Origin of the sequence: Pseudomonas sp. JS3066, assembly GCF_036328175.1 — a bacterium.
Taxonomy (GTDB): Bacteria; Pseudomonadota; Gammaproteobacteria; order Pseudomonadales; family Pseudomonadaceae; genus Metapseudomonas.
The window spans coordinates 1,853,288-1,876,535 of sequence record NZ_CP143312.1; the positions used below are offsets into that span (position 1 = coordinate 1,853,288).

Genomic DNA, 23,248 nt, shown 5'->3' on the forward strand with positions numbered 1-23,248 from the left:
CACGTCATCACCCCCGTCTTTGCCGGCTGGGCGAGCACTTCAGTGCAATCCGGGCATTGGGCAGTCTTGCAGAGCGAATGGCCAATTTGTTGGCGGATAAGGCCTGAACGCCGCCTGTCGCCACTTTTGTGACAATTTGTCCAGCTTTCCGGCAGACCGGGCGCGGTGGCGCTACCCTGCAAAATGAAAGCTGAAAAGATCACTCCACGAGTGAGTCAGTGGCCGGGTCCGCGCGGGGCCTGGTCAGGGTTTGGCGCTGTGTCTGCAGAGTCGACCCGGGGGCGGCACCGCATGGTGTCGCGAAGCCCATTCCAGCGGCTTCTCGAAAAAAGCGGTAAGAGCGGAACACTCATCCATCGCTAAGAGGAGGTCGTTTCATGAGCACAGCCTTCCACGATGATGTCAGCACCAGTCTGTTGCGCCGCATGAAAGAGGGCGGATTCGACTTCGCCCGTGTTCATCCGATTGAGTTCTACGCCATTTTCCCCGACGAGGACCGGGCGCGAACGGCAGCGAAGAATTTCCGTGGTGAGTCCTTGAATGCCCAGGTAACTGTGCGCGCCGATGGCGCCTGGCACCTGCAGGTGAGCAAGGTGATGTACGCCACCCACGCGGGAATTGGCGATTTCGAGCACGACCTGGAGGCCCTGGTGGTCCCACTTGGAGGTGTGCTCGATGGTTGGGGCGTGACTCAGGAAGTCAACGTCAACCAACCTTGAAACCAACCCGGTTCGTGGCGGCGCGCCTGCTGCGAACCGGGCATTCCGGACAATTTTCCGGCTGGTTTTACTTCCCCCCTCTGGCTCGGGTATTTCCAGCAAAAACATAGACTTCCTTTACTCGACCGCGGCATGGCCTTTGCCTCAGACTCCGTCAACGGAGGGGACCCCATGACCGACATCCTGATTCTTACCCACGCGGATTTTTGCCCACCCGGCCACCTGGCCACTGTCCTGGACCGTGAGCAACGCGACTTCACCTTATTGCGCACGGACCTGGGCGAATTGGATGGCTACGACCTTGATCGACCCAAGGCGGTCGCGATCATGGGCGGGCCCATGAGCGTCAACGACCCGCTGCCCTGGATCGGGGCGGAAATCGCAGCCTTGCAGCACTTCATTGCCCGCGATGTGCCCATGATCGGCCATTGCCTGGGTGGCCAGTTGCTGGCTCGTGCCCTGGGCGCATCGGTCCATCGCATGCCGTACACCGAGATCGGCTGGCAACCGCTGGAAAAACGCACCCTGGCCAGCGAAAGCCCCTGGCTGGAGCATCTGCCGCGGGAGTTTTCGATCTACCAGTGGCACAGCGACACGTTCGACCTGCCCGAAGGTGCTCAGTGGCTGATGGACAGCCCCTGGTGCCCGAATCAGGGCTTCTCTTGGGGTAACAAGGTCCTGGCGTTGCAAGGCCATCCGGAGATGACCGAGGACCTGGTGCGGGGCTGGTTGACCGACTGGGCGCATCTGCTCGACGAAACCCAGGCCAGCCAGCAACCCAGGACGCGCATGCTCGATGACCTTCCAACCAAGGTGGCGACGCTCAATCAGGTAGCCGAAGGGTTCTATCGCCGCTGGTTGAACCTGGCGTTCGGCTAGGACGCCGTGCTTGCTTTGGTGCGAGCGAATACATTCGCGATCCGAGCCGTAGGCTCAAATTTGATAGGGGCAGCTTCGCTGCCTTTCGCGAATGAGTTCGCCCCCACAGGGTGTTCCTGCATTCGATCAGTGCCGAATCATCACATGCCGCACCACGGTGTAGTCCTCCAGTCCGTACATGGACAGATCCTTGCCATAGCCGGACTGCTTGAAGCCTCCGTGGGGCATTTCGTTGGTGAGCATGAAGTGCGTGTTGATCCAGGTGCAGCCGTACTGCAGCCGCGAAGCGACGGCGGCGGCGCGGCCCACGTCGCGGGTCCAGATCGATGAAGCCAGCCCGTAATCGGAGTCGTTTGCCCAGCGCACCGCCTCGTCCACGTCGCTGAAGGGCGTGACCGTCACCACCGGGCCGAACACCTCACGCCGGACAATCTCGTCATCCTGCTTCGCGTGGGCGACCACCGTGGGTTCGTAGAAAAAGCCGCTGCCGGCGACCGGTTTGCCACCCGTGGCGATCTGGATGTGGGGCAGGGTGCTGGCACGCTCGACGAAGCCGGCCACGCGCTCGCGCTGGCTCTGGGTGATCAGCGGACCGAGTTCGGTTGCCGGGTCGTGCTGCAGGCCGGTCTTCAGGCTGGAGACGGCGTTGGCCAGATCGGCCACGAAGTTGTCGTAGATCTTCCTGCCGGCGTAGATGCGACAGGCCGCGGTGCAGTCCTGGCCGGCATTGTAGAAGCCGAAGGTACGGATGCCCTCGACCACATCGGCGATGTCCGCGTCGTCGAAGACGATCACCGGTGCCTTGCCACCCAGTTCCATATGGGTGCGCTTCACGCTGTCGGCGGCGCTCTTGATGATCGCCTTGCCAGTGCCCACCGAACCGGTCAGCGACACCATGCGTACCAGTGGGTGCGACACCAGCGGGTTGCCCACACTGGGGCCGCGGCCGAGGACGATGTTCACCACGCCCGCGGGCAGCAGTTCAGCGATGAATTCGGCCAGGCGCAGGGCGGTCAGAGGCGTCTGTTCCGAGGGTTTGAGCACCACGGTGTTGCCGGCTGCCAGCGCCGGTCCCAGTTTCCAGGCGGCCATCATCAACGGGTAGTTCCAGGGCGCGATGGAGGCGATCACGCCCACCGGGTCGCGTCGGATCATCGAGGTGAAGCCCGGCAGGTACTCGCCCGCCGCCGATCCGGTCAGGCAGCGGCTGGCGCCGGCGAAGAAGCGGAACACATCGGCTACCGCCGGGATCTCGTCGTTCAGCGCGGCGGTGTAGGGTTTGCCACAGTTGTCCGACTCCAGCTTCGCCAGCTCTTCGGCATGGCCCTCGATCTTGTCTGCCAGCTTCAACAGAAGGGTGGCGCGGTCGCGCGGCGAGGTCCGCGCCCAGCCTTCGAAAGCCGCGTCGGCGGCACGGACGGCCGCATCGACCTGGGCTTCGCTGGCCTCGGGAATTTTCACCAGTACGGCACCCGTGGCGGGATTCAGGACATCCAGCGCTTCGCCTTCGCCGGCGGCGAACTGGCCGTTGATCAGCAGTTTGGTTTGCATGGTGGGGCCTCGTTCGGTCTAACCCCTCTCCCTCTGGAAGAGGAGGTGGGAAGAGGGGAGAAAAAGTCGAATCACTTTCCACCCCCGGCCACCGCCTCGGTTCCCCGTGTCAGGTAATAGGCACCGAGGATGGGCAGCATGGTGGCGAGCATCACCAGCAGGGCGACCGCGTTGGTGACCGGAACATCGCGGGGGCGGCTGAGCTGGCTGAGCAGCCAGAGGGGCAGGGTCTGTTCGTGACCGGCGGTGAAGGTGGTGACGATGATCTCGTCGAAGGACAGCGCAAAGGCCAGCATGCCGCCGGCCAGCAAGGCGGTAGCGATGTTTGGCAGGATGATGTAGCGGAAGGTCTGCCAGCCGTCGGCGCCCAGGTCCATAGAAGCCTCGATCAGGCTGTGGGAGGTGCGGCGGAAACGCGCGATTACGTTGTTGTAGACGATTACCACGCAGAAGGTGGCGTGGCCGACGACGATGGTGAAGATGCCAGGTTCGATGCCAAGGGTCTTGAAGGCCGAAAGCAGCGCGATGCCGGTGATGATGCCGGGCAGGGCGATGGGCAGGATGAGCATCAGGGTGATGCTCTCCTTGCCGAAGAAGTCGCGGCGATAGAGCGCAGCGGCGGCCAGGGTGCCGAGAATCATGGCCAGGGCGGTGGCCAGGCAGGCGACCTTCAGGGACAGGACGATGGCCTGCAGCACATCCTCGCGACCGCCCACCACGGCAAACCATTCCAGGGTGAAGCCCTGCAACGGGAAGCTGTAGGACGACTCCTCGGTGTTGAAGGCGTAGAGGAGGATCACCAGGATCGGGAAATGCAGGAATACCAGCCCGCCCCAAGCGGCCAGGCGCAAGCCCCAGGACGCTTTTTCAGAGTGCATCGAAGGCTCCCAGCCGTTTGGCGATGGAAAGGTAGATGGCGATCAGCACGATCGGCACCAGGGTGAAGGCCGCCGCCAGCGGGATATTGCCCACCGAGCCCTGTTGCACGTAGACCATGGTGCCGATGAACAGGCCGCTCGGCCCTACCAGCTGCGGAATGATGAAGTCGCCCAGGGTCAGGCTGAAGGTGAAGATCGAACCGGCCACCACGCCGGGGAAGGCCAGCGGCAGGATCACTTGGGCGAAGGTTTGCCGGGGCCTGGCACCGAGATCCGCCGAGGCCTGCAACAACGATGGCGGCAGGCGCTCCAGGGACGCCTGGATCGGCAGGATCATGAACGGCAGCCAGATGTAGGTGAACACCAGGAAGCGCCCCAGGTGCGAAGTGGACAGCGTGTTGCCACCCACTCCGGGCACGGTGAGCAGGCTGCCCAGCAAGGTTTCCAGATGGAGTTGCTGGATCAGCCAGTAGAAGATGCCGCCCTTGGCCAGGATCACAGTCCAGGCGTACGCCTTGACGATGTAGCTGGCCCACATGGGCAGCATCACGGCGATGTAGAAGAAGGCTTTCTCTTTCGGCGAGGCGAAGCGTGCCATGTAGTAGGCGATGGGAAACGCGAGTACCGCGCTGGCCAGGCTCACGGCGATGGCCATGGTCAGGGTACGCAGGATGATGTCGTAGTTCGCCGGATTGAACAGGGCTACGTAGTTGGCCAGCGTCAGGTCCGGCGTCACCGCCATGGTGAAGTCGTCGAAGGTGTAGAAGCTCTGCCAGAGCAGCGCGAACAGCGAGCCAATGTAGATCACGCCGAACCACAGCAGGGGCGGGGTCAGGAGTAGCAGCAGGTACAGTGTGGAGCGGCGGTAGAGCAGGTTGGAGATGCCCCGCAACGGTCCGCTTCGATGATTGGCGATGACAGCGCTCATGGCCTACTCGCTGAGCGCGACCATCGCGCTGCGGGGCCAGCAGGCCTGCACTTGCTGGCCGGGCTGAGGGCGGTTGATGTCCGACTCCTCGCCGTTGGGCAGACTGACGGCCAGGCGTCCACCGCCGTCCAGGTTGAGTTCGTAACGGCTGCTGGCACCGAGGTATTGCACGTCATGCACGGTACCGCTGACTTGCAGCTCGCCATTGCTGGCATTGCCGAAGCGCACATGCTCGGGCCGCAGGGAGAAGGCACCGGCATCGCCGGTCAGGCGTTGCGCCAGGTCGCCATGGAGCACATTGGCGGTGCCGACGAACTCGGCGACGAAGCGGGTGAGTGGTTTGCGATAAAGGTTCTGCGGGCTGTCCACCTGCTCGATGCGGCCCTTGTTGAACACCGCCACGCGGTCGGACATGGACAGCGCCTCGCCCTGGTCGTGGGTTACGAAGATGAAGGTGATGCCGAGCTGGCGCTGCAGCTTCTTCAGTTCCACCTGCATCTGCTCGCGCAGCTTGAGGTCCAGTGCACCGAGGGGTTCGTCCAGCAGCAGCACGCGCGGGCGATTGATCAGCGCGCGGGCAAGGGCCACGCGCTGGCGCTGGCCGCCGGAAAGCTGCGCCGGCTTGCGGTCGCCGTAGCCGGGCAGGGCGACCATGGCGAGCGCTTCTTCGGCACGGGCCAGGCGCTCGGTCTTCGCTACGCCTTTCACCTTGAGGCCATAGGCGACGTTGTCGCGCACGTTCATGTGGGGGAACAGGGCGTAGTCCTGGAACACGGTGTTCACGTCGCGCTCGTAGGGCGGCAGGCCGGCGGCCTCTTCACCGTGGATGCGAATGGAACCCGAGGTGGGTTGCTCGAAGCCGGCGATCAGGCGCAGGCAGGTGGTCTTGCCCGAGCCCGAGGGGCCGAGCATGGAGAAGAACTCGCCGTCGCGGATCTCAATGGACACCCGGTCGACTGCCTTCACATCACCGTAGTGGCGGCAGACATCGGTGAACTGGACGGCTGTGGTCATGGATAGGGCTCCAGTGAGCTTTACTCCCTCACCCTCCGGGAGAGGGCTGGGGAGAGGGCAACACCGCGCGGTGCCTGGCTACCCTCACCCCCAGCCCCTCTCCCAGAGCGAGAGGGGAGCTTTCATCGTGCTACGGACTGGACTGAGCGAGCGGCCTGAAGGCAAGGCGCCCCGCAGCGAGGCGCGAGACATATCTTCTGGCAGGCGACGCGCCGAGCGAGGACGCAACGCAGCCATCAGGTCGCGCAGCCAGTTCAGCGCCCGCCCATGATCGCGATATAGTCCTGCGTCCACCGGCTGTACGGCACGAACTTCCCACCCTGGGCTTCCGGGGTTTTCCAGAAGGCGATCTTGTCGAACTGGTCATAACCGTTGGTGGCGCAGCCACCGGGGCCGAGGAGTTCGCTGCTGGTGCAGCCCTTGGCAACAACGGGCAGCGAGCCGAACCAGGCGGCCAGGTCACCCTGGACCTTGGGTTGCAACGACCAGTCCATCCACTTGTAGGCGCAGTTCGGGTGCTTGGCGTCCACGTGCAGCATGGTGGTGTCGGCCCAGCCGGTGACCCCCTCTTTCGGGAACACCGTTTCCACCGGTTGCTTCTCGGCCTTCAAGGTATTGGCCATGTAGCCCCAGGTGCTGGAGGCGGCCACGCCTTCATTCTTGAAATCGCTCATCTGTACGGTCGCGTCATGCCAGTAGCGGTGCACCAGGCTGTGCTGCTTGCGCAGCAGGTCGAGCGCCGCGGCGTACTGCTCTTCGGTGAGCTGGTAGGGGTCCTGGATGCCCAGTTCCGGCCTGGCGGATTTCAGGTAGAGGGCGGCGTCGGCGATGTAGATCGGGCCGTCATAGGCCTGCACGCGACCCTTGTTGGCCTTGCCATCGGCCAACTGCTGGGGCTCGAAGACCACGGCCCAGCTATCCGGCGCCTGCTTGAACAGCTTGGTGTTGTACATCAGCAGGTTCGGCCCCCATTGGTACGGGGTGCCATAGTGCACGCCTTTCACCGTGTGCCAGGGCGCGTCCTGGAGACGCTCGTCGAGGGTCTTCCAGTTGGGGATCAGATCCGGGTTGATCGGCTGGACCCGTTTGCCGAACACCAGGCGCAGCGAGGCGTCGCCGGAAGCGGTGACAAGGTCGTAGCCGCCCTTGGCCATCAGGCTGACCATCTCGTCGGAGGTGGCGGCGGTCTTCACGTTGACCTTGCAGCCGCTGTCTTTCTCGAACTGAGTGACCCAGTCGTAGTTCTTGTCCGACTCGCCGCGTTCGATGTAGCCGGGCCAGGCGATGATGTCGAGCTGGCCTTCACCCTTGCCGAGCTGCTTCAGCGGTTCGGCAGCCTGGGCAGAGGCGATGAGGCAGGCGCAACTGACGGCGAATGAAAGGAAGGCTGGTTTGAACGAAGGCATTGTCGACTCCTGTTGTACATGACGTGCGGAGCCTGTTCGGCGGAACTACATGCCGTTGGCGATGCGATGAAAGCGCGCCGAAAAATACGGCCGCTACTCGCATTGAGCAGCGTAGTTCGGGGCTTTGGGGCTGACAAGGAAGGGGGCTTGGGAGTGGTGCGAGAGGTGTGGGAGCGAATTCATTCGCGAAAGGGGGAGCGCAGCTTCCCCGCGTGAACAAGGCAGATCTTCGATCTGCTTCGCGAATGAATTCGTGCGGTTGCACCCTCAGAAATGGATGGTCGCTTCACCCTTGTGCCAATTGCAGGGGCACAGCTCTTCTGTCAGCAGCGCGTCGAGCAGGCGCAGGGTTTCCTGCGGGTTACGACCTACCAGCAGATCGTTCACCGAGACATGGCGGATGACATTGTCCGGGTCGATGATGAAGGTCGCGCGCAGGGCCACGCCTTCGCGCCGGTCGATGATGCCCAGGGCGTTGGTCAGTTCGTGCCGGATGTCCGCCAACCAGGGAAAGCTCAGCCCTTTGAGGTCCTTGTGGTCGCGGCGCCAGGCGAGGTGGACGAACTCGCTGTCGGTGGAGGCCCCGATCAGCTGGGTGTCGCGGTCATTGAATTGCTCCAGCAGGTCCGCGAACGCCTTGATCTCGGTAGGACAGACGAAGGTGAAATCCTTGGGCCAGAAGAACAGCACCTTCCATTTGCCGAGGAGGCTGTCCTGATTGACGCGCTTGAAAGCGCTCTCCGGGGTGGCGGCGTGTTCCGAGTCGTGGTCTACCGCCAGCAGGTTGAACGCCGGCAGTTTGTCTCCGATGGTGAGCATGGCAGGTTGCTCCGGGCAGGAGGGGGCACTGGAATGGAGCAAGTATGGAAGGCTCCCGCGACCTTGGAAAATGCGTCCGGGCAATGGCGACCATAGGAAGCTGGCTATGACCTTAGGTCGGAGGGTTATAGGACAAATTCCAAATCGCAACATATACATAGAACAATCGATCCCAAGGGCCGCACGAGGCCGGGCTAGACTGTTCGTTCCAGGGATGGCGGTTCCTTCGGGACAACCGGGGGAACACCTCGCCGTCGCATTCCGTCCAACCCTGTACCGCCGCCAAATAGGGCGACATGGTCAGTTCGGTTCCGCGAGCTGCACCAGTCTGGGGCGCTACGACTGCGCGTGTGCTGCAAGTTATTGAAAGGCAAGCGGTTGTTGCGATGGCACGGGGCTTGCGACTGCGTATTCGCCCGTGGTGACAAGGAGTTAGGCATGTCCCGCACTTTTTATGACGAGATGTATGACGCGAGTGGCGAGTGCCGTCCGCATTATCGGGAATTCGCCCGCTGGCTGGCCGACACCCCCGAGGAGCTTCTGGCCCAGCGACGCCGTGAGGCTGACCTGTTGTTCCACCGAGCCGGTATCACGTTCACTCTTTACGGCGATGAACAGGGTACCGAGCGCCTGATCCCCTTCGACACCATTCCCCGTGCCATTCCCATGAGCGAATGGCGGGTGGTTGAGAAAGGCTGCATTCAGCGTGTGAAGGCGCTGAACATGTTCCTCGCCGACCTCTATCACAACCAGCGGATCATCAAGGCCGGGATCATTCCTGCCGAGCAGGTGCTGGCCAACGAGGGCTACCAGATCGCCATGCAGGACCTGGATCTGCACCGCGATATCTACGCCCATATCGCCGGGGTCGACCTGGTGCGCGATGGTGATGGCACCTACTACGTGCTGGAAGACAACCTGCGCACCCCGAGCGGTGTCAGCTACATGCTCGAAGACCGCAAGATGATGATGCGGCTGTTTCCTGAGCTCTTCGCCGCCCAGCGCGTCGCCCCTATCGATCACTACCCGAACATGCTGCTGGACACGCTGAAGAGCTCCAGCCCGCTGGACAACCCCAGCGTGGTGGTGCTGACGCCGGGGCGCTTCAACAGCGCCTACTTCGAGCATGCCTTCCTCGCTCGCGAGATGGGCGTGGAGTTGGTGGAAGGGGCTGACCTGTTCGTCCGCGACGACCGGGTGTTCATGCGGACCACCGCCGGCCCGCAACCGGTCGACGTGATCTACCGCCGGCTGGACGATGCCTTCCTCGATCCGTTGGCGTTCAACCCCGAATCCATGCTTGGCGTGCCCGGCCTGCTGGCCGCCTACCGCTCCGGCAACGTGGTTCTGGCCAACGCCATCGGCACCGGCGTGGCGGACGACAAATCCATCTATCCCTACGTCGGCGACATGATCCGCTTCTACCTGGATGAGGAGCCCATCCTGAAGAACGTGCCCACCTGGCAATGCCGCAAGCCTGAAGAACTGTCCCATGTGCTGGCCCATCTGCCCGAACTGGTAGTCAAGGAAACCCAAGGCTCCGGCGGCTACGGCATGCTGGTGGGGCCGGCCGCCAGTGCCAAGGAAATCGAAGCCTTCCGCGAGCGCCTCAAGGCCCGCCCCGAGGCCTACATCGCCCAGCCCACGCTGTGCCTGTCCACCTGCCCGACCTTCGTCGAGAAGGGCATCGCCCCGCGCCACATCGACCTGCGGCCCTTCGTGCTCTCCGGGCGGGAAACCCGACTGGTGCCCGGCGGCCTGACCCGCGTGGCGCTGCGTGAAGGCTCCCTGGTGGTGAACTCATCCCAGGGTGGCGGTACCAAGGACACCTGGATCGTGGAGGACTGATCATGCTGAGCAGAACTGCCTCCGAGCTTTACTGGATGTCGCGCTACCTGGAGCGCGCGGAAAACCTGGCACGCATGCTGGAAGTCAGTTATTCGCTGTCGCTGATGCCCCAGGACGGCCGTGGCGATGGCCTGGACGAACTGGCCATGTCGCTGCTAAGCACCGGCACCCTGGAGCTTTATCAGGAGCGACATGGTGAGTTGAACGCCGGGCGCATGCTGCACTTCTTCGCCCTTGACGCAGACAACCAGGCGAGCATCTTCAGCTGTCTGCGCGCGGCCCGGATCAATGCCCATGCCGTGCGCGGGCGGATCACCGCCGACATCTGGGAGAACATCAACGCCACCTGGCTGGAGATGCTGAACATCTCCAACGAGGGTCTTGGCCGCTACGGAATCAGCCGTTTCTGCGAGTGGGTAAAGGAGCGCTCGCACCTGTTCCGCGGCGCCAGCTACGGCACCATCATGCGTGGCGAGGCCTACTGCTTCATTCGCCTGGGCACCTTCATCGAGCGCGCGGACAACACCCTGCGCCTACTGGACTCGCGCTACGAAATGTTTGGCGAAGAGTCAGAGGAGGTCAGCGACAGTTCCGCACGCGGCTACTACCAGTGGAGCGCCTTGCTCCGCGCCTTGTCGTCGTTCGAGGCCTACACCGAGGTGTATCGGGGCTCGCCCGATGCCCGTCAGGTTTCCGAGCTGCTTCTGCTTCGCGCCGACGTACCGCGTTCGCTGCGCGCGTGCATGGAAGAACTGAACGACATCCTCGCCCACCTGCCAGGAGACAACGGTCGCCCGGCCCAGCGCCTGGCCGCGGAATTGGACGCGCGGCTGCGTTACACCGCCATCGACGAAATCCTCGATGAGGGCCTGCACACGTGGCTCACCGACTTCATCCTGCTGGTCCGCCAACTGGCTCGGGCCATCCATAGCTCGTATCTGGAGGCTGTATGAAACTGTCCATCCGCCACGACACCACTTACCGCTACGACGACCAGGTCCGCGCGAGCATCCAGTACCTGCGCCTGACTCCCCAGGAAAACGAACGCCAGCACGTGCTCAGTTGGCAGTTGACCCTGCCGCGCCCGGTGCGTGCGCAGGTCGACCCCTTCGGCAACATCTTTCATGTACTGACCCTGGACGAGCCCCATGACTCCATCGTCATCAGCGCCCGTGGCCAGGTGGAGATCGACGAGAAACGTGAGGCCGAGCACGACAAACACTCGGCCTTGCCATTTCTGCGTTTCACCCGCCTGACCACGGCAGACGACGCCCTGCGGGAGTTCGCCGCGCTTGAGTGCGGGAACCGTCGTGATCGGGGTGGACTGATCGACCTGATGGAAGCGCTGCATGCGCAGATGCCCTTCAAGAAAGGTGTGACCCGCGTCGACAGCACCGCCGCCGAAGCCTTCGCCGGTCGTGCCGGAGTCTGCCAGGACCATACCCACGCATTCCTGGCCTGTGCCCGCAGCCTGGGCATTCCGGCGCGCTTCGTTTCCGGTTACCTGTACCAGGGCAATGACCAGAACCTCGCCAGCCACGCCTGGGCCGAAGCTTGGCTGGGCGATGCCTGGTACAGCTTCGACGTGACCAACAACCTGGCCCGCCCCGAGCGTCACCTGAAACTGGCGGTGGGACTGGACTACCTGGATGCCTGTCCGGTGCGCGGCATGCGTCGCGGCGGTGGCGGCGAGCAGATGCACGCCAAGGTGGACGCGCCGCCGTTGCTGGTGCAGGTGCAGTAACGCGAGCTTCCCGGCGTTCCGCGAGACCGGCCGCCCCTTTCTGCCAGCCCGCCAGGGCCGGCGGCCGGACATTCGACGCGGAGAGTCTCAACAAGGAGAACCGGCATGACCTATTGCGTCGCCATGCACCTGACCGACGGCCTGGTGTTCGTATCGGACTCGCGAACCAATGCGGGCATCGATCACATCGCTACCTTCCGCAAGCTCTATACCTTCGGCGTTACCGGCGAGCGGCTGATCGTCCTGCAGAGCGCCGGCAACCTGGCTACATCGCAGTCCGTGGTCAACCTGCTCAAGCAACGCATAGGCGGTCCGGGACCGAATCTGAACACCGTGCCCACCCTCTACGACGCCACTGCGCTGGTGGCCGAAACCATTCGTGAAGTCATCGCCCGCGATGGTGCTCCGCTAGCGGGCAATACCGACCTGACCTGTTCGTTCCTGGTGGGTGGGCAAATCGCCGGCACCCCGCCGGACCTCTACAGCATCTATCCGCAAGGCAATTTCATCCAGGCCACTGTGGACACCCCCTTCCTGCAACTGGGGGAGAGCAAGTACGGCAAGCCGATCCTCGACCGCAACCTGGAATTCGACACCAGCCTGGAAGAGGGCCTGCGCTGTGCCCTGGTGTCGTTTGATTCCACCATCCGCAGCAACCTATCCGTAGGCATGCCACTGGACCTGCTGGTGTATCACCGCGACAGCCTGATTCTTCCCGCCGGCTACCGGGTGACCGAGGAAGACAAATACTTCGTCGACATCCGCCGCCAATGGGCGGAAGGACTGCAAGCCCTGATCAGCGAATTGCCACCGCCACCGGTGGAATACAACGTGTGATCGGGGAGACCTTCGGCCTCCTTGGCGAATGAGTTCGCCCCTACGGGGACTGCGCCGAACTCACCTGCGGCACGATATCTACCCCTTCTCCCGCTGGGAGAGGGCTGGCGTGAGGGCGGTTGGGCAATGCAGGCACCCAACCTTCACCTGTAGGAGCGAATTCATTCGCGATAGCAATCCCCCCAGAAGCAGCCAGCGCTACAGGAAACCTACGGCGCCACCTTTCTCCCCGCCATGTGCTTCAGGTAGCCGATCAGCTGCCCGAGCTCTTCATCGGTGATGGCTTCTTTAGAGAAGCCCGGCATTTTGCCCTGGGGCCAGCGACGCAGGCTCTGTGGGTCGCGGATGTAGCGGGGGAGGAAGTCGCCGGCGAGGTATTCGGTGGGGTTATGAGGGATGTTCAGGTCCGGGCCGAACTGGGCATCACCCGCGCCGTTGAGGCGATGGCAAGCCAGGCAGTTTTTCTGGAACTGGTCGAAGCCGGCCTGTACTCCGGCGTCGGCGTTGTCGGCCGGGAGCAGGGCCGGGAAGCGCTCGGCCACGGAAGGCAGGTAGCGGATGCGTGCTATCTGGAAGGGCCATTGCTCCGGGCCGATGCGAGCGGCCTTGGGGTTGGTCCAGACCAGATAGAAGGGCCCGGCGCTGGGCTTGCCGGCAGCCAGCGGCGGCCATGGTTTGGCCGGGTCTTCGATGGCCAGCCAGGCGCGGGCGCCCTTGCTGTTCAACAGCGGAGCTGCAGCTAGTTCGGCGGCGAAGCCATCCAGCGCCACGGCCTGCAGGTGTTCGTCCGGCTTCACGCCTTCCAGCAATGCCGATAACGGCACGGCGCGGTAGCGCATGGACTTCTTGTAGGAGACGTCATCGACAATGGTCACCTCCTGCGCTTGCGGATGGGCGAGCAGGGCGGCGGTATCCCAGGTGCGGGTGCCGCCGGGCATTTCCAGGGTCAGCTCGGCGGCGTGGAGCGGGGTGAAGCAGAACAGCAGGGCGAGAAGCGCATGGCGCATCGATCAGTCCTTGTGCAGGGCGGTTTTCAGGTCCAGGTAGCCGCCGCCATTGATCACCCGGCTGTAGCCCAGGTCCTTCAGGCTGTCCTGGGCGATACCGGAGCGGCGGCCGCTGCGGCAGTAGAGCACTATCGGGGTGTCCTTGTCCGGGGCGACCTCGGCAATTCGCTGGCTGATAGCTTCGTAGCCGATGTTGCGCGCGCCGGGAATGGTGCCTTCGGCCACTTCTTCGGGGGTTCGCACGTCGATCAACACGGCATTGGGTTGGCGCATCGCTTCGACGGCGGCGGCCTGATCAGTATCACCGGCGACGGCCGGCAGGCTCAGGGCAAGGGAGAGAGCAGCAAGCAGGGTACGCATGATGGCGGCTCCTGAATAAGGCGTGTCCCCCGAACCTAGCACAATTGATCGGAGGGGGCGCAGGCCAGTAGGATCGCGGTTTTCCGTCATAACCAGAGCTTAGTTCGACGCGCTGTTCGGCAGTCGGCAGCTTTTAAGGAGTGGCCATGCTGGCCGAGTTGTTCGCGGTCATGGCGCCGGTGCTGATCGCTGCCGGTCTCGGTTACGGTTGGGCCCGGTCGGGGCAGCCTTATCCCACGGAGTTCATCGCTCGCCTGGTGCTGAATATCGGCACGCCGAGTCTGGTGCTATCCACGCTCAGTCGCACCGAGATCGACCGCCACGCCTTCGGTCAGCTGGCTATCGCCTGTGTGCTGGTGATGCTCGTCATGGGGTTGATCGGCAGCCTGTTGAGCCGGGTGTTCCGCCAGGACTGGCGCATCCTGGTGCCGGCTTACCTGTTCCCCAACTCCGGCAACATGGGCCTGCCGATTGCCCTCTATGCCTTCGGTGAGAAGGGGCTGGCGCTGGCGGTGGCGTTCTTCCTCGTCCTCTCGGTGGGGCATTTCAGCCTGGGCTTGCTGCTCTCCGGTACCGAGCGTTCGCCGAAAAAGCTCCTGGTCAACCCGATCATCATCAGCCTTGCCCTGGCCCTGCCGTTGGTGATCTGGGACATCCAGTTGCCACTCTGGCTGGCCAACACCATCGGCTTGCTGGGTGGCATGACCATTCCCTTGATGCTGCTGACCCTCGGCGTGTCCCTGGCGAGTATTCGCGTTCATCACCTGGGCAACGGCATGCTTCTAGGTGCCTTGCGCATTCTGTGCGGAGCAGCCGCAGGGTGGCTGGTGGGCTGGATGCTCGGGCTGACGCCGCTCGCTCAGGGGGTACTGGTGATGCAGTCGGCGATGCCAGTAGCGGTTTTCAACTACCTGTTCGCGGTGCGCGCAGGGAGATCGCCTGAAGCGGTGGCGAGTCTGGTGATGTGCTCGACGCTGCTGTCCTTCGTGCTGATTCCGTTGCTGCTGGCGTGGTGGTTACCCGCGCTGCGTTGACCGCAGGGGCGGTACGCAGCACAGGACTACCAGTTGATGGGTAACAATTGACGATCAGCTGACCAGCCGGGTCAGGTTGGGAAGGATGAGAATGACGGTGGTGGCAAAGACGATAAGGCTCGCCTGCCGCATTTTCGGCTGCTTGAACATGGCCAACTGCCTTTTTTGTTGTTGGAGGTGCGTCGGTCTGGGCTCCCTACGGCCGGCCCGTAACCTCACCTTCCTCCGTGGCTTTTGACAAATCACCACTCCGGCAAAACCCGGCAGCGGCTGCTTGCATTTCAAACTCTAGGGCCGGCATCACATTCCGCTTATACCGGTTGGTAACTAGTGCGCTGCTGCTAGTAATGCGCGGCTATTGAGGGTGGCTGATCGCTATCGACCAGCCCCGAAGCCAGACACTTCCCTTTCGCCTTCGCCAGCAACTGGCCATCAGCCGACCGTTCGTCTGAGCGCAGCGGTCAATGTGGCTGAGCTTTTCCGTCATTGAGCCAATGGCCTATAGCGATAAGGTAGCCACAGCCTGCCAGGACACCGGTGGTCGACACACAAGAACAACGGGCACCAGCGGTGCCGCCTAGCTGCCTCAAGAGGACGCCATGACCGAAGCATTCATTTACGACGCGGTGCGTACACCCCGCGGCAAGGGCAAGAAGGACGGCGCTCTGCACAGCGTCAAGCCGGTCAACCTGATTGCCGGGCTGCTCCGCGCCCTGGCCGAGCGCAACGACCTGGATACCAGCCAGGTTGACGACATCGTCCTCGGCTGCGTGACGCCGGTGGGCGACCAGGGCGCCGATATCGCCAAGACCGCAGCGCTGGTTGCCGACTGGGACGAGACCGTTTCCGGCCAACAGATCAACCGTTTCTGCGCTTCGGGCCTGGAAGCGGTGAATCTGGCTGCGATGAAGGTGCGTTCCGGCTTCGAGGATCTGGTGGTGGCCGGCGGCGTGGAATCCATGTCCCGTGTGCCCATGGGGTCCGACGGTGGTGCCTGGGCCATGGACCCGGAAACCAACCTTCACACCAGTTTCGTGCCCCAAGGCATTGGTGCCGACCTGATCGCCACCCTCGAAGGCTTCAGCCGCACGGATGTCGATGCATTCGCCCTGCGCTCCCAACAGAAAGCCGCGCGTGCCCGCGCCGAAGGTGCGTTCAGGAAATCCCTGGTACCGGTCACCGACCAGAACGGCGTCGTCCTGCTCGACCATGACGAGTTCATTCGCGGCGACTCCACCCTGGAAGGCCTGGGGGCGCTCAAGCCAAGCTTCGAAATGATGGGGCAGATGGGCTTCGACGCAACCGCCCTGCGCAAGTACAGCCAGGTCGAGCGCATCGAGCACGTGCACACGCCGGGCAACAGCTCCGGCATCGTCGACGGCGCCGCCGCCATGCTCATCGGCTCAGCAGCCAAGGGCAAGGAGCTGGGCCTGAAACCCCGCGCGCGCATCGTCGCCACCGCGGTCACCAGCACCGACCCGACCATCATGCTCACCGGCCCCGCGCCGGCCACTCGCAAGGCGCTGGCCAAGGCCGGCCTGAGTGTGGCCGACATCGACCTGTTCGAGGTCAACGAAGCCTTCGCCTCGGTGGTGATGAAGTTCATGAAGGACATGGGCGTGCCGGACGAGAAGGTCAATGTCAACGGCGGCTCCATCGCCATGGGCCACCCGCTTGGCGCCACCGGCTGCGCCATCCTCGGCACCCTGCTGGACGAACTGGAAGCGCGCAACCTGCGCTACGGCCTGGCGACGCTGTGCGTCGGCGGCGGCATGGGTATCGCAACGATTATCGAGCGAATCTGATCCGACTGTAGGAGCGAGCTCTGCTCGCGAATAGTGCCCCTGTGAGGGGTGTTCGCAAGCGGAGCTCGCTCCTACGGCGACTGCGAATGGGACATAAGAAATGACTGACGCCATCCGTTACGAAAAAGGCCAGGACAACATCGTCGTCCTGACCATGGACATGCCGGGCCAGAGCGCCAACACCATGAACGCGGTGTACCGCGAAGCCATGGCCAAGGCAGTCGAACGACTGGAAGCCGAGAAGGACGCGATTGCCGGTGTGATCATCACGTCGGCCAAGAAGACCTTCTTCGCTGGCGGCGACCTCAATGAGCTGATCAAGGTCACCAAGGCCGACGCCAACGCCTTCTATCAGATGGTGCTGGGCCTCAAGGGCCAACTGCGCCGCCTAGAAACCCTCGGCAAACCGGTGGTGGCTGCCATCAACGGCGCTGCCCTGGGCGGCGGCTGGGAAATCTGCCTGGCCTGTCATCATCGCATCGCCGTCAACGACAACAGCGTGCAACTCGGCCTGCCTGAAGTGACCCTCGGCCTGCTGCCGGGCGGCGGCGGCGTGGTGCGTATGGTGCGCCTGCTGGGGATCGAGAAGGCGCTGCCGTACCTCGCCGAGGGTCGCAAGGTACGCCCGGAGCAGGCGCTCAAGGCCGGCCTGATCCACGACCTGGCACAGACCCCGGATGAGATGCTGGCCAAGGCCCGCGCCTGGATTGCCGCCAATCCCAAGGCGGCGCAACCCTGGGACACCGCCGGCTATAAGATTCCCGGCGGCACGCCGTCCAGCCCCAATGTGGCGCAGATGCTCGCCATCGCTCCTTCTGTCCTGCGGGACAAGACCAAGGGCTGCTTCCCGGCGCCGGAGAAGATCATGTGCGCGGCAGTCGAAGGCGCCCAGGTGGACTTCGATACCGCCCAACTGATCGAGGCTCGCTATTTCACCGAGCTGACCACCGGCCAGGTGGCGAAGAACATGATCGGCACCTTCTGGTTCCAGCTGAACGAAATCAACGCTGGCAGCTCGCGGCCCAAAGGCCCGGCGCCCTATGTGACGAAGAAAGTGGGTGTGCTCGGCGCCGGCATGATGGGGGCGGGCATTGCCTACGTCTCCGCTATCGCCGGTATCGAGGTGGTACTGAAGGACGTATCGCTGGAATCTGCGGAGAAGGGCAAGGCCTATTCCCAGGGCCTGCTCGATCAACTCGTCAGCCGCGGCCATATGGCGGCGGAGAAGCGTGATGTCATCCTCGCCCGAATCAAGGCCACTGACAGCGATGCGGATTTTGACGGTTGCGACCTGATCATCGAGGCCGTATTCGAGAACCGTGAGCTGAAGGCCAAGGTCAGCGTCGCTGCCGAAGCCGCGGCGTTGCCGGATGCGGTGATCGCCTCCAACACCTCGACCCTGCCCATCACCGGCCTGGCCCAGGCGGTGTCCAGGCCCGAGAAATTCATCGGCCTGCACTTCTTCAGCCCGGTGGATCGCATGCCGTTGGTGGAGATCATTCGTGGCGAGAAAACCTCGGATGAAACCCTTGCGCGCGGCTTCGACTACGTCCTGCAGATCAAGAAGACCCCCATCGTCGTCAACGACAGCCGTGGCTTCTTTACCTCTCGCGTATTCGGCACCTTCACCAATGAAGGGATCGCCATGCTCGGCGAAGGCGTTTCCGCCGCGATGATCGAGAACGAGACGCGCAAGGCCGGTATGCCAGTAGGGCCTCTGGCGATTTCCGATGAAGTCTCCATGAGTCTGATGACCCACATCCGCAACCAGACCGCTGAAGACCTCAAGACCGAGGGCAAGGCGATGCCGCAGCATCCGGCCTTCGCCGTGATCGACCTGATGGTCAATGAGTACAAGCGGCCGGGCAAGGCAGCGGGTGGTGGTTTCTACGATTATCCAGTGGGCGGCAGGAAGCAGCTCTGGCCGGAGTTGAAGACACGCTTCGAGAAGGCCGACAAGCAGATCCCGCAGGAAGACGTGCGTGATCGCATCCTGTTCATCCAGGCTATCGAGACCGTGCGTTGCGTGGAGGAGGGCGTACTGCTGTCGACGGCGGATGCCAACATCGGCTCCATCTTCGGCATCGGCTTCGCCGCTTGGACCGGGGGCGTGCTGCAGTTCATCAACCAGTACGGCCCGCGCGACTTCGTCGCCCGCGCCCGCTATCTGGCCGAGCAATACGGCGAGCGGTTCGAGCCGCCAGCGCTGTTGCTGGACAAGGCGGCCCGGGGCGAGCACTTCTAGTTTCCAGCTTCGTATAAAAAAACCGGCTCGATAAGAGCCGGTTTTTTTGTTCGCGGTGTGGATTCACACCTTGGCGAAGCGGCTTTCCAGATAACGGATGATGTCGTTGGACTCGTACATCCAGCGGCTCTCGCCGTTCTCTTCAATCCGCAGGCAGGGCACCTTGACCTTGCCGCCACCGGCCAGCAGGGCAGCGCGATGGGTTTCATCATTCTTCGCGTCGCGAAGGGTGATCGGCACGTTCAGCCGATGCATGGCGCGGCGGGTTTTCACGCAGAAGGGGCAGGCGTTGAACTGATACAGCGCGAGGCTGGCGGCCTCTTCAGCGACCCGGGATTGCGATTCCGGGCTGCGGCGCTGCTTGCGCGGACGGGTGATGAAGTCGAGGAAGATGATCAGCTGGCCCAGGCCGACTCGTAATGCCTTGATGAACACGGTGGCGCACCCTTGAGTGGAAAAACGGGGCGGCAGTTTACCGGAACTTGCCGGGTTCAGCCGACATTCACGCCAGAAGGCTGCTGTAGCACTTCAGGGAGTTGACGTCGAACGCGGCCGGCAGCTGCAGTTCACGCTCGGTCGGCGGATTGCCGGATTGCACACCCAAGGCGCGTTCGTTGGCAATGGCGCGGGCGATGTTGTGGTTGGCCTCGATGTTCTTGGCGACAGCACCCACCGAACCGTGCGCGCAGCCGATCAAGGAAAAGCCATTGGTCATGAATGCCAGGGCGGCAAGGAAATAGAGTCGGTTCTTGTGCTGCTTCATCGTCGTCGGCCTGTTCCTGGTATCAGCCTTGGGTCTTGCCGCTGGGCTTCTTCTGGCTCGCCAGCAGCACGGGAATGCTCTGGCTGAGTTGCTGGTAGAAGCTCATGGAGCCGTCTGTCGGGCTCACCCCGATGCGGCCGCGCTCGTAACCGAAGCTGACAGCAAGGACCACCATCACCACGACGAAATACAGGCCGAGGCTGGCGAGGGCGCCATTGCGTGCGTATTTGATGGTGAGGTTGCTCATGACTGGACTCCGCGACCGGGGGGACTGGGTGGTGCGTAGAGTCGCGAAAATCCTTTCGATGAAAAAACGACCTTCAAGCATGGTAAGTATCGACGGGACCAATAGTTCCCGAGGGCGGCGTAAATTTTACTTGACGTGTCCTGCGAGCCCCCGAATTAGAGCGGCGCCGTGTTGCGGCCGCGGTGGGAGAAGCGGGGCGTCTGCAGCAGCCTATCGCCCCGTTAGGCGCTGGCTATCGCTGGGCGGATCAAGCGGTATTTCAATCACATCTTCTCTGTGTTAAATAAAACGCACATTTCCCCCACATAGAGCCTCTCTGCATTTCAGGAACCATGAGCTAATGCCACTTCGCATCTGCATTCTCGAAACTGACATTCTCCGCCCCGAGCTGATCGACCAGTACAAAGGCTACGGCCTGATGTTCGAGCAGCTATTTTCCAAGCAGCCGATTCCCGCGGAGTTCAGTGTCTACAACGTTGTGCAGGGGCATTACCCACCCGAGGGCGAGAAGTTCGACGCGTACCTGGTAACCGGCAGCAAGGCAGACTCCTTCGGAACCGACCCGTGGATTCTGAAGCTCAAGGAGTTCCTGTTGGCGCGCTACGACGCCGGCGACAAGCTACTGGGCGTCTGCTTCGGTCACCAGTTGCTGGCGCTGTTGCTGGGCGGCCGTACCGAGCGTGCCACCCAGGGCTGGGGTGTGGGCACCCATAGCTACCAGCTGAAACAGAAGCCGGAATGGATGACCCCTGCGCTGGACGATTTGACGTTGCTGATCAGCCATCAGGATCAGGTCACCCAACTGCCCGAGAATGCCACGCTGCTGGCCTCCAGTGATTTCTGCCCGAATGCGGCTTACTCCGTTGGGGATCAGGTGCTGTGCTTCCAGGGGCATCCGGAGTTCGTCGCAGACTATTCCCGCGCCATTCTGGACCTACGCCAGGACTTCCTGGGCGATGAGGTCTACAAGCAGGGCGTGAGCAGCCTGGATCGCAACCATCAGGGCGCCGCTGTCGCCGAGTGGATGATGCGATTCGTCGCTCGCGACCGCGCAGCCTGATAGCCGTTCGGCAGCAAGATAAGCCCGCCAATGGCGGGCTTTTTCATGGAGTGGAGTCAGGTGTCGCGCAGGTCGGCTTCTACAACCATCCGTAGTACTTGAAGCTGGCGTACAGCCCGGTACACCCGGTTGCCACAACGCCCAACACACCGAAATAGCCGTAATGCCAGTTCAGTTCTGGCATGTACTGGAAGTTCATCCCGTAGATACCGGCAATCGCCGTCGGGAATGCAAGGATGGCGGCCCAGGCGGCGAACTTGCGCTGCACCACGCTTTGCCGCGACGACTCCAGCAGCAGGCCTATTTCGATGGCGTGGTCGGCCATTTCGCGCAGGCCGGTCAGGTCTTCCAGCAGCCGATTGACATGGATTGCGATGTCGCGGAAGTACGGACGCATCTGCTTGTCGATGAAGGGAAAGTCCAGGCGCTGCAGCTCTTCGCAGATTTCCCCCATGGGGCCGATGTAACGACGCAGGCGCAGCAAGTCGCGGCGCAGGCAATGGATGCGCTCGACGTCGGCCTTGCCCAGCGGCCGTTCCAGGACGGCCTGCTCGATTTCCTCCAGCTCCGAGTGGAAGCTGTCCATCAGGGGGCGGTAGTTCTCCATTACGAAGCTGAGCAGGGCGTAGAGCACAAAGTCCTCGCCATGTTCGAGCAGCAATGGGCGTGCCTCACAGCGTTGGCGAACGCGGGAGTAGGGCGCGGATTCGCCATAACGGGCACTGATGATGTAGCCCTTGCCGGCGAACAGCTGGGTTTCGATGAACTGCAGCTCGCCTTCCACTTCGATGGGCGAATAGACCACTAGGAACAGCGCATCTCCGAAGGTTTCCAGCTTGGGCCGGGTGTGGCGGGTGAGGGCGTCTTCAAGGGCCAGTTCGTGCAGGTCGAACTGCCGTTGCAGGTTGCTCAACTCCTCTGCACCGGGATCGTGCAGGCCGATCCAGACGAAATGCCCCGGTTTGCTGGCCCACTGCAAGCCTTCGTCGAGGGTTATGTCGGTGACTTTCCGGCCTTTGGCATATACAGCGGCGGCAACGACTCGACCCATGGTTCAGCGGTTCCTTCATCCGTTGGTAGGAAATCTGTGGCGGAGATTATCGCGCCTGATCTTCTGAGTCTTGCCGAACGCCGAGGTTCTGCAATGGCATGACTAGAGCGATTGCTCTAGATTGTTCACGCCTCTCGACCAGAACAAGGAGAACAAAGTGACCGAGGCCTTTCGCTTTTCCGCGGGGCGATTCCACTGCCCCTATCGCGTATATCGCTCCGCCGTGCCCGGCCCCGTGCTGATCCTGCTGCCAGCCATGGGCGTTGCGGCGCGCAAGTACGAAAACTTTGCCCTGGGCCTCGTCGCAGCCGGCAACCAGGTGCTGGTGGTGGATTGGCCGGGCCAGGGGGAAAGCGGCCCGCGACCGAACCGTCGGCTCGACTATGGCTACCGCGACCTGATTGACGAGTTCGTGCCGAGCTTGCTGGACGCCGCAAGGGAGCACTTTCCCGATGGGCGATTGGTGCTTCTGGGCCACAGCCTGGGCGGGCATGTCGCTACCTTGTTCGCTGCGGCAAATCCACATTCCGATGTGGCGGTGGTGGGCGTGGCTTGCGGGAATATCCACTACCGCAACTGGGAAGGGCGGCAACGCTTGCTGACCCCGTCGGTGGCCCTGTGCTTCAACCTGCTGACGGCCCTGTTCGGCTACCTGCCCGGAAAGACCATCGGCTTTGGCGGCCACGAAGCGCGCAGCCTGATGCGCGATTGGGGGCGGGTAGCGTGGACTGGCAGCTTCGATCACCTCGGCCTGGGCCTGGCTCATCCACGCAGTAACCCGATACCGTCTCTGTTCATCGGCATTCACGGCGACCCCTTCGCACCGGAAGCCTCGACCCGCGGTCTCGCGGCCTTGCTCCAGGAGCGGCCCGAGATCCGAATGCTGCGCTCCCCGCGGCCTGCTTCTGAAAATCCGCACAGTGCCTGGTTGCGATCACCGGCGACGGTAATCGAGGAAGTAATCGGCGGTATGGCGCAGTTTTCAAGCAAAATCACCGCCGGTCAGCTCGCCTGAAATATTCTGTTACGTTCTCCGGTGTTCGCGGCTAGTGT

At 62.9% G+C, this 23,248-nt stretch carries 23 protein-coding genes; 11 read left to right on the top strand and 12 right to left on the bottom strand.

The annotated features are described in order from the left end of the window. Nucleotides 1-377 precede the first annotated feature (377 nt). Together SA496_RS08670 and SA496_RS08675 are read left to right on the top strand one after the other, a co-directional pair. Entirely contained in the window at nucleotides 378-719 is a 342-nt protein-coding gene (locus tag SA496_RS08670; protein WP_120651569.1) for a ribonuclease E inhibitor RraB, read from the top strand. A 171-nt stretch (nucleotides 720-890) separates the two neighbouring features. Continuing rightward, nucleotides 891-1,598, top strand: a complete 708-nt coding sequence (locus SA496_RS08675; protein ID WP_153921171.1) for a type 1 glutamine amidotransferase — start codon at nucleotides 891-893, stop codon at nucleotides 1,596-1,598. Nucleotides 1,599-1,724: 126 nt separating this feature from the next. On the opposite strand, the gene SA496_RS08680 is transcribed toward SA496_RS08675, so the two are convergent. From SA496_RS08680 to SA496_RS08705, 6 genes are all read right to left on the bottom strand, one after another. Beyond that, on the bottom strand, nucleotides 1,725-3,149 hold the full coding sequence (locus SA496_RS08680; protein WP_330115270.1) for a gamma-aminobutyraldehyde dehydrogenase: 1,425 nt from the start codon (nucleotides 3,147-3,149) through the stop codon (nucleotides 1,725-1,727). Between the two features lie 71 nt (nucleotides 3,150-3,220). Beyond that, the gene (locus SA496_RS08685) at nucleotides 3,221-4,027 is read right to left on the bottom strand and encodes an ABC transporter permease (protein WP_120651566.1); all 807 of its coding nucleotides are present in this window, start codon (nucleotides 4,025-4,027) and stop codon (nucleotides 3,221-3,223) included. Continuing rightward, nucleotides 4,017-4,955: an ABC transporter permease gene (locus tag SA496_RS08690; RefSeq protein ID WP_120651565.1), complete on the bottom strand. Its 939-nt coding sequence runs from the start codon at nucleotides 4,953-4,955 to the stop codon at nucleotides 4,017-4,019. Before SA496_RS08690 ends, SA496_RS08685 begins: the two co-directional genes overlap by 11 nt. 3 nt (nucleotides 4,956-4,958) lie before the next feature. Further along, complete coding sequence (locus SA496_RS08695; RefSeq protein ID WP_120651564.1) at nucleotides 4,959-5,969, bottom strand: ABC transporter ATP-binding protein; 1,011 nt, start codon at nucleotides 5,967-5,969, stop codon at nucleotides 4,959-4,961. Nucleotides 5,970-6,223: 254 nt separating this feature from the next. Further along, nucleotides 6,224-7,375, bottom strand: coding sequence for a putative ABC transporter substrate-binding protein YdcS (gene ydcS / locus SA496_RS08700; protein ID WP_120651563.1), 1,152 nt, complete (start codon nucleotides 7,373-7,375; stop codon nucleotides 6,224-6,226). Between the two features lie 267 nt (nucleotides 7,376-7,642). Then, a complete protein-coding gene (locus SA496_RS08705) occupies nucleotides 7,643-8,194 on the bottom strand; it encodes a peroxiredoxin (protein WP_120651562.1) in 552 nt (183 codons plus the stop codon). Nucleotides 8,195-8,632: 438 nt separating this feature from the next. Between SA496_RS08705 and SA496_RS08710 the strand changes: the two genes are divergently transcribed. The 4 genes from SA496_RS08710 (at nucleotide 8,633) to SA496_RS08725 (ending at nucleotide 12,623) form a co-directional block, all read left to right on the top strand. After that, complete coding sequence (locus SA496_RS08710) at nucleotides 8,633-10,042, top strand: circularly permuted type 2 ATP-grasp protein (RefSeq protein ID WP_120651561.1); 1,410 nt, start codon at nucleotides 8,633-8,635, stop codon at nucleotides 10,040-10,042. A 2-nt stretch (nucleotides 10,043-10,044) separates the two neighbouring features. After that, nucleotides 10,045-10,995 carry an alpha-E domain-containing protein gene (locus tag SA496_RS08715; RefSeq protein WP_120651560.1) on the top strand — a complete coding sequence of 317 codons (951 nt, stop codon included), beginning with the start codon at nucleotides 10,045-10,047 and terminating at the stop codon, nucleotides 10,993-10,995. Further along, entirely contained in the window at nucleotides 10,992-11,786 is a 795-nt protein-coding gene (locus SA496_RS08720; protein ID WP_120651559.1) for a transglutaminase family protein, read from the top strand. Before SA496_RS08715 ends, SA496_RS08720 begins: the two co-directional genes overlap by 4 nt. Before the next feature lie 105 nt (nucleotides 11,787-11,891). After that, entirely contained in the window at nucleotides 11,892-12,623 is a 732-nt protein-coding gene (locus SA496_RS08725; RefSeq protein ID WP_330115271.1) for a proteasome-type protease, read from the top strand. A 209-nt stretch (nucleotides 12,624-12,832) separates the two neighbouring features. Here SA496_RS08725 and SA496_RS08730 read toward each other — a convergent pair whose 3' ends face one another. Further along, on the bottom strand, nucleotides 12,833-13,630 hold the full coding sequence (locus tag SA496_RS08730) for a c-type cytochrome (protein WP_330115272.1): 798 nt from the start codon (nucleotides 13,628-13,630) through the stop codon (nucleotides 12,833-12,835). Between the two features lie 3 nt (nucleotides 13,631-13,633). Beyond that, nucleotides 13,634-13,990: a rhodanese-like domain-containing protein gene (locus SA496_RS08735; RefSeq protein WP_120651556.1), complete on the bottom strand. Its 357-nt coding sequence runs from the start codon at nucleotides 13,988-13,990 to the stop codon at nucleotides 13,634-13,636. A 146-nt stretch (nucleotides 13,991-14,136) separates the two neighbouring features. On the opposite strand from SA496_RS08735, the gene SA496_RS08740 reads away from it, so the two are divergent. The 3 genes from SA496_RS08740 to SA496_RS08750 all read left to right on the top strand — a co-directional run bounded on the left by SA496_RS08740 (nucleotide 14,137) and on the right by SA496_RS08750 (nucleotide 19,074). Then, complete coding sequence (locus tag SA496_RS08740) at nucleotides 14,137-15,024, top strand: AEC family transporter (RefSeq protein ID WP_120651555.1); 888 nt, start codon at nucleotides 14,137-14,139, stop codon at nucleotides 15,022-15,024. Nucleotides 15,025-15,623: 599 nt separating this feature from the next. Next, nucleotides 15,624-16,829, top strand: a complete 1,206-nt coding sequence (locus tag SA496_RS08745) for an acetyl-CoA C-acetyltransferase (RefSeq protein ID WP_120651554.1) — start codon at nucleotides 15,624-15,626, stop codon at nucleotides 16,827-16,829. Between the two features lie 100 nt (nucleotides 16,830-16,929). Next, nucleotides 16,930-19,074 (top strand): 3-hydroxyacyl-CoA dehydrogenase NAD-binding domain-containing protein, encoded by a 2,145-nt coding sequence (locus SA496_RS08750; RefSeq protein WP_120651553.1) that lies wholly within the window; start codon nucleotides 16,930-16,932, stop codon nucleotides 19,072-19,074. Nucleotides 19,075-19,137: 63 nt separating this feature from the next. Here the strand turns inward: SA496_RS08750 and SA496_RS08755 are convergent, their stop codons facing one another. From SA496_RS08755 to SA496_RS08765, 3 genes are all read right to left on the bottom strand, one after another. Next, nucleotides 19,138-19,509 carry a glutaredoxin family protein gene (locus tag SA496_RS08755; RefSeq protein ID WP_120651552.1) on the bottom strand — a complete coding sequence of 124 codons (372 nt, stop codon included), beginning with the start codon at nucleotides 19,507-19,509 and terminating at the stop codon, nucleotides 19,138-19,140. 67 nt (nucleotides 19,510-19,576) lie between these two features. Then, nucleotides 19,577-19,837: a hypothetical protein gene (locus SA496_RS08760; RefSeq protein WP_120651551.1), complete on the bottom strand. Its 261-nt coding sequence runs from the start codon at nucleotides 19,835-19,837 to the stop codon at nucleotides 19,577-19,579. A 22-nt stretch (nucleotides 19,838-19,859) separates the two neighbouring features. Continuing rightward, on the bottom strand, nucleotides 19,860-20,084 hold the full coding sequence (locus tag SA496_RS08765; RefSeq protein WP_120651550.1) for a hypothetical protein: 225 nt from the start codon (nucleotides 20,082-20,084) through the stop codon (nucleotides 19,860-19,862). A 340-nt stretch (nucleotides 20,085-20,424) separates the two neighbouring features. Here SA496_RS08765 and SA496_RS08770 point away from each other — a divergent pair, with 340 nt between their 5' ends. Next, nucleotides 20,425-21,144, top strand: a complete 720-nt coding sequence (locus SA496_RS08770) for an amidotransferase (RefSeq protein ID WP_120651549.1) — start codon at nucleotides 20,425-20,427, stop codon at nucleotides 21,142-21,144. Between the two features lie 79 nt (nucleotides 21,145-21,223). Here the strand turns inward: SA496_RS08770 and SA496_RS08775 are convergent, their stop codons facing one another. Then, on the bottom strand, nucleotides 21,224-22,195 hold the full coding sequence (locus SA496_RS08775; protein ID WP_120651548.1) for a magnesium and cobalt transport protein CorA: 972 nt from the start codon (nucleotides 22,193-22,195) through the stop codon (nucleotides 21,224-21,226). Between the two features lie 157 nt (nucleotides 22,196-22,352). Here SA496_RS08775 and SA496_RS08780 point away from each other — a divergent pair, with 157 nt between their 5' ends. Beyond that, on the top strand, nucleotides 22,353-23,210 hold the full coding sequence (locus tag SA496_RS08780; protein ID WP_120651547.1) for an alpha/beta fold hydrolase: 858 nt from the start codon (nucleotides 22,353-22,355) through the stop codon (nucleotides 23,208-23,210). Nucleotides 23,211-23,248 lie beyond the last annotated feature (38 nt).

Bases quoted from the DNA above. Each gene is read 5' to 3' on its own strand.
- SA496_RS08745 (WP_120651554.1), top strand. From the start codon at position 15,624: ATGACCGAAGCATTCATTTACGACGCGGTGCGTACACCCCGCGGCAAG.
- SA496_RS08730 (WP_330115272.1), bottom strand. From the start codon at position 13,630: ATGCGCCATGCGCTTCTCGCCCTGCTGTTCTGCTTCACCCCGCTCCAC.
- SA496_RS08770 (WP_120651549.1), top strand. From the start codon at position 20,425: ATGCCACTTCGCATCTGCATTCTCGAAACTGACATTCTCCGCCCCGAG.
- SA496_RS08725 (WP_330115271.1), top strand. From the start codon at position 11,892: ATGACCTATTGCGTCGCCATGCACCTGACCGACGGCCTGGTGTTCGTA.
- SA496_RS08740 (WP_120651555.1), top strand. From the start codon at position 14,137: ATGCTGGCCGAGTTGTTCGCGGTCATGGCGCCGGTGCTGATCGCTGCC.
- SA496_RS08735 (WP_120651556.1), bottom strand. From the start codon at position 13,990: ATGCGTACCCTGCTTGCTGCTCTCTCCCTTGCCCTGAGCCTGCCGGCC.
- SA496_RS08705 (WP_120651562.1), bottom strand. From the start codon at position 8,194: ATGCTCACCATCGGAGACAAACTGCCGGCGTTCAACCTGCTGGCGGTA.
- SA496_RS08685 (WP_120651566.1), bottom strand. From the start codon at position 4,027: ATGCACTCTGAAAAAGCGTCCTGGGGCTTGCGCCTGGCCGCTTGGGGC.
- SA496_RS08690 (WP_120651565.1), bottom strand. From the start codon at position 4,955: ATGAGCGCTGTCATCGCCAATCATCGAAGCGGACCGTTGCGGGGCATC.
- SA496_RS08775 (WP_120651548.1), bottom strand. From the start codon at position 22,195: ATGGGTCGAGTCGTTGCCGCCGCTGTATATGCCAAAGGCCGGAAAGTC.
- SA496_RS08675 (WP_153921171.1), top strand. From the start codon at position 891: ATGACCGACATCCTGATTCTTACCCACGCGGATTTTTGCCCACCCGGC.
- SA496_RS08715 (WP_120651560.1), top strand. From the start codon at position 10,045: ATGCTGAGCAGAACTGCCTCCGAGCTTTACTGGATGTCGCGCTACCTG.
- SA496_RS08720 (WP_120651559.1), top strand. From the start codon at position 10,992: ATGAAACTGTCCATCCGCCACGACACCACTTACCGCTACGACGACCAG.
- SA496_RS08765 (WP_120651550.1), bottom strand. From the start codon at position 20,084: ATGAGCAACCTCACCATCAAATACGCACGCAATGGCGCCCTCGCCAGC.
- SA496_RS08670 (WP_120651569.1), top strand. From the start codon at position 378: ATGAGCACAGCCTTCCACGATGATGTCAGCACCAGTCTGTTGCGCCGC.
- SA496_RS08750 (WP_120651553.1), top strand. From the start codon at position 16,930: ATGACTGACGCCATCCGTTACGAAAAAGGCCAGGACAACATCGTCGTC.
- SA496_RS08710 (WP_120651561.1), top strand. From the start codon at position 8,633: ATGTCCCGCACTTTTTATGACGAGATGTATGACGCGAGTGGCGAGTGC.
- ydcS (WP_120651563.1), bottom strand. From the start codon at position 7,375: ATGCCTTCGTTCAAACCAGCCTTCCTTTCATTCGCCGTCAGTTGCGCC.
- SA496_RS08695 (WP_120651564.1), bottom strand. From the start codon at position 5,969: ATGACCACAGCCGTCCAGTTCACCGATGTCTGCCGCCACTACGGTGAT.
- SA496_RS08680 (WP_330115270.1), bottom strand. From the start codon at position 3,149: ATGCAAACCAAACTGCTGATCAACGGCCAGTTCGCCGCCGGCGAAGGC.
- SA496_RS08760 (WP_120651551.1), bottom strand. From the start codon at position 19,837: ATGAAGCAGCACAAGAACCGACTCTATTTCCTTGCCGCCCTGGCATTC.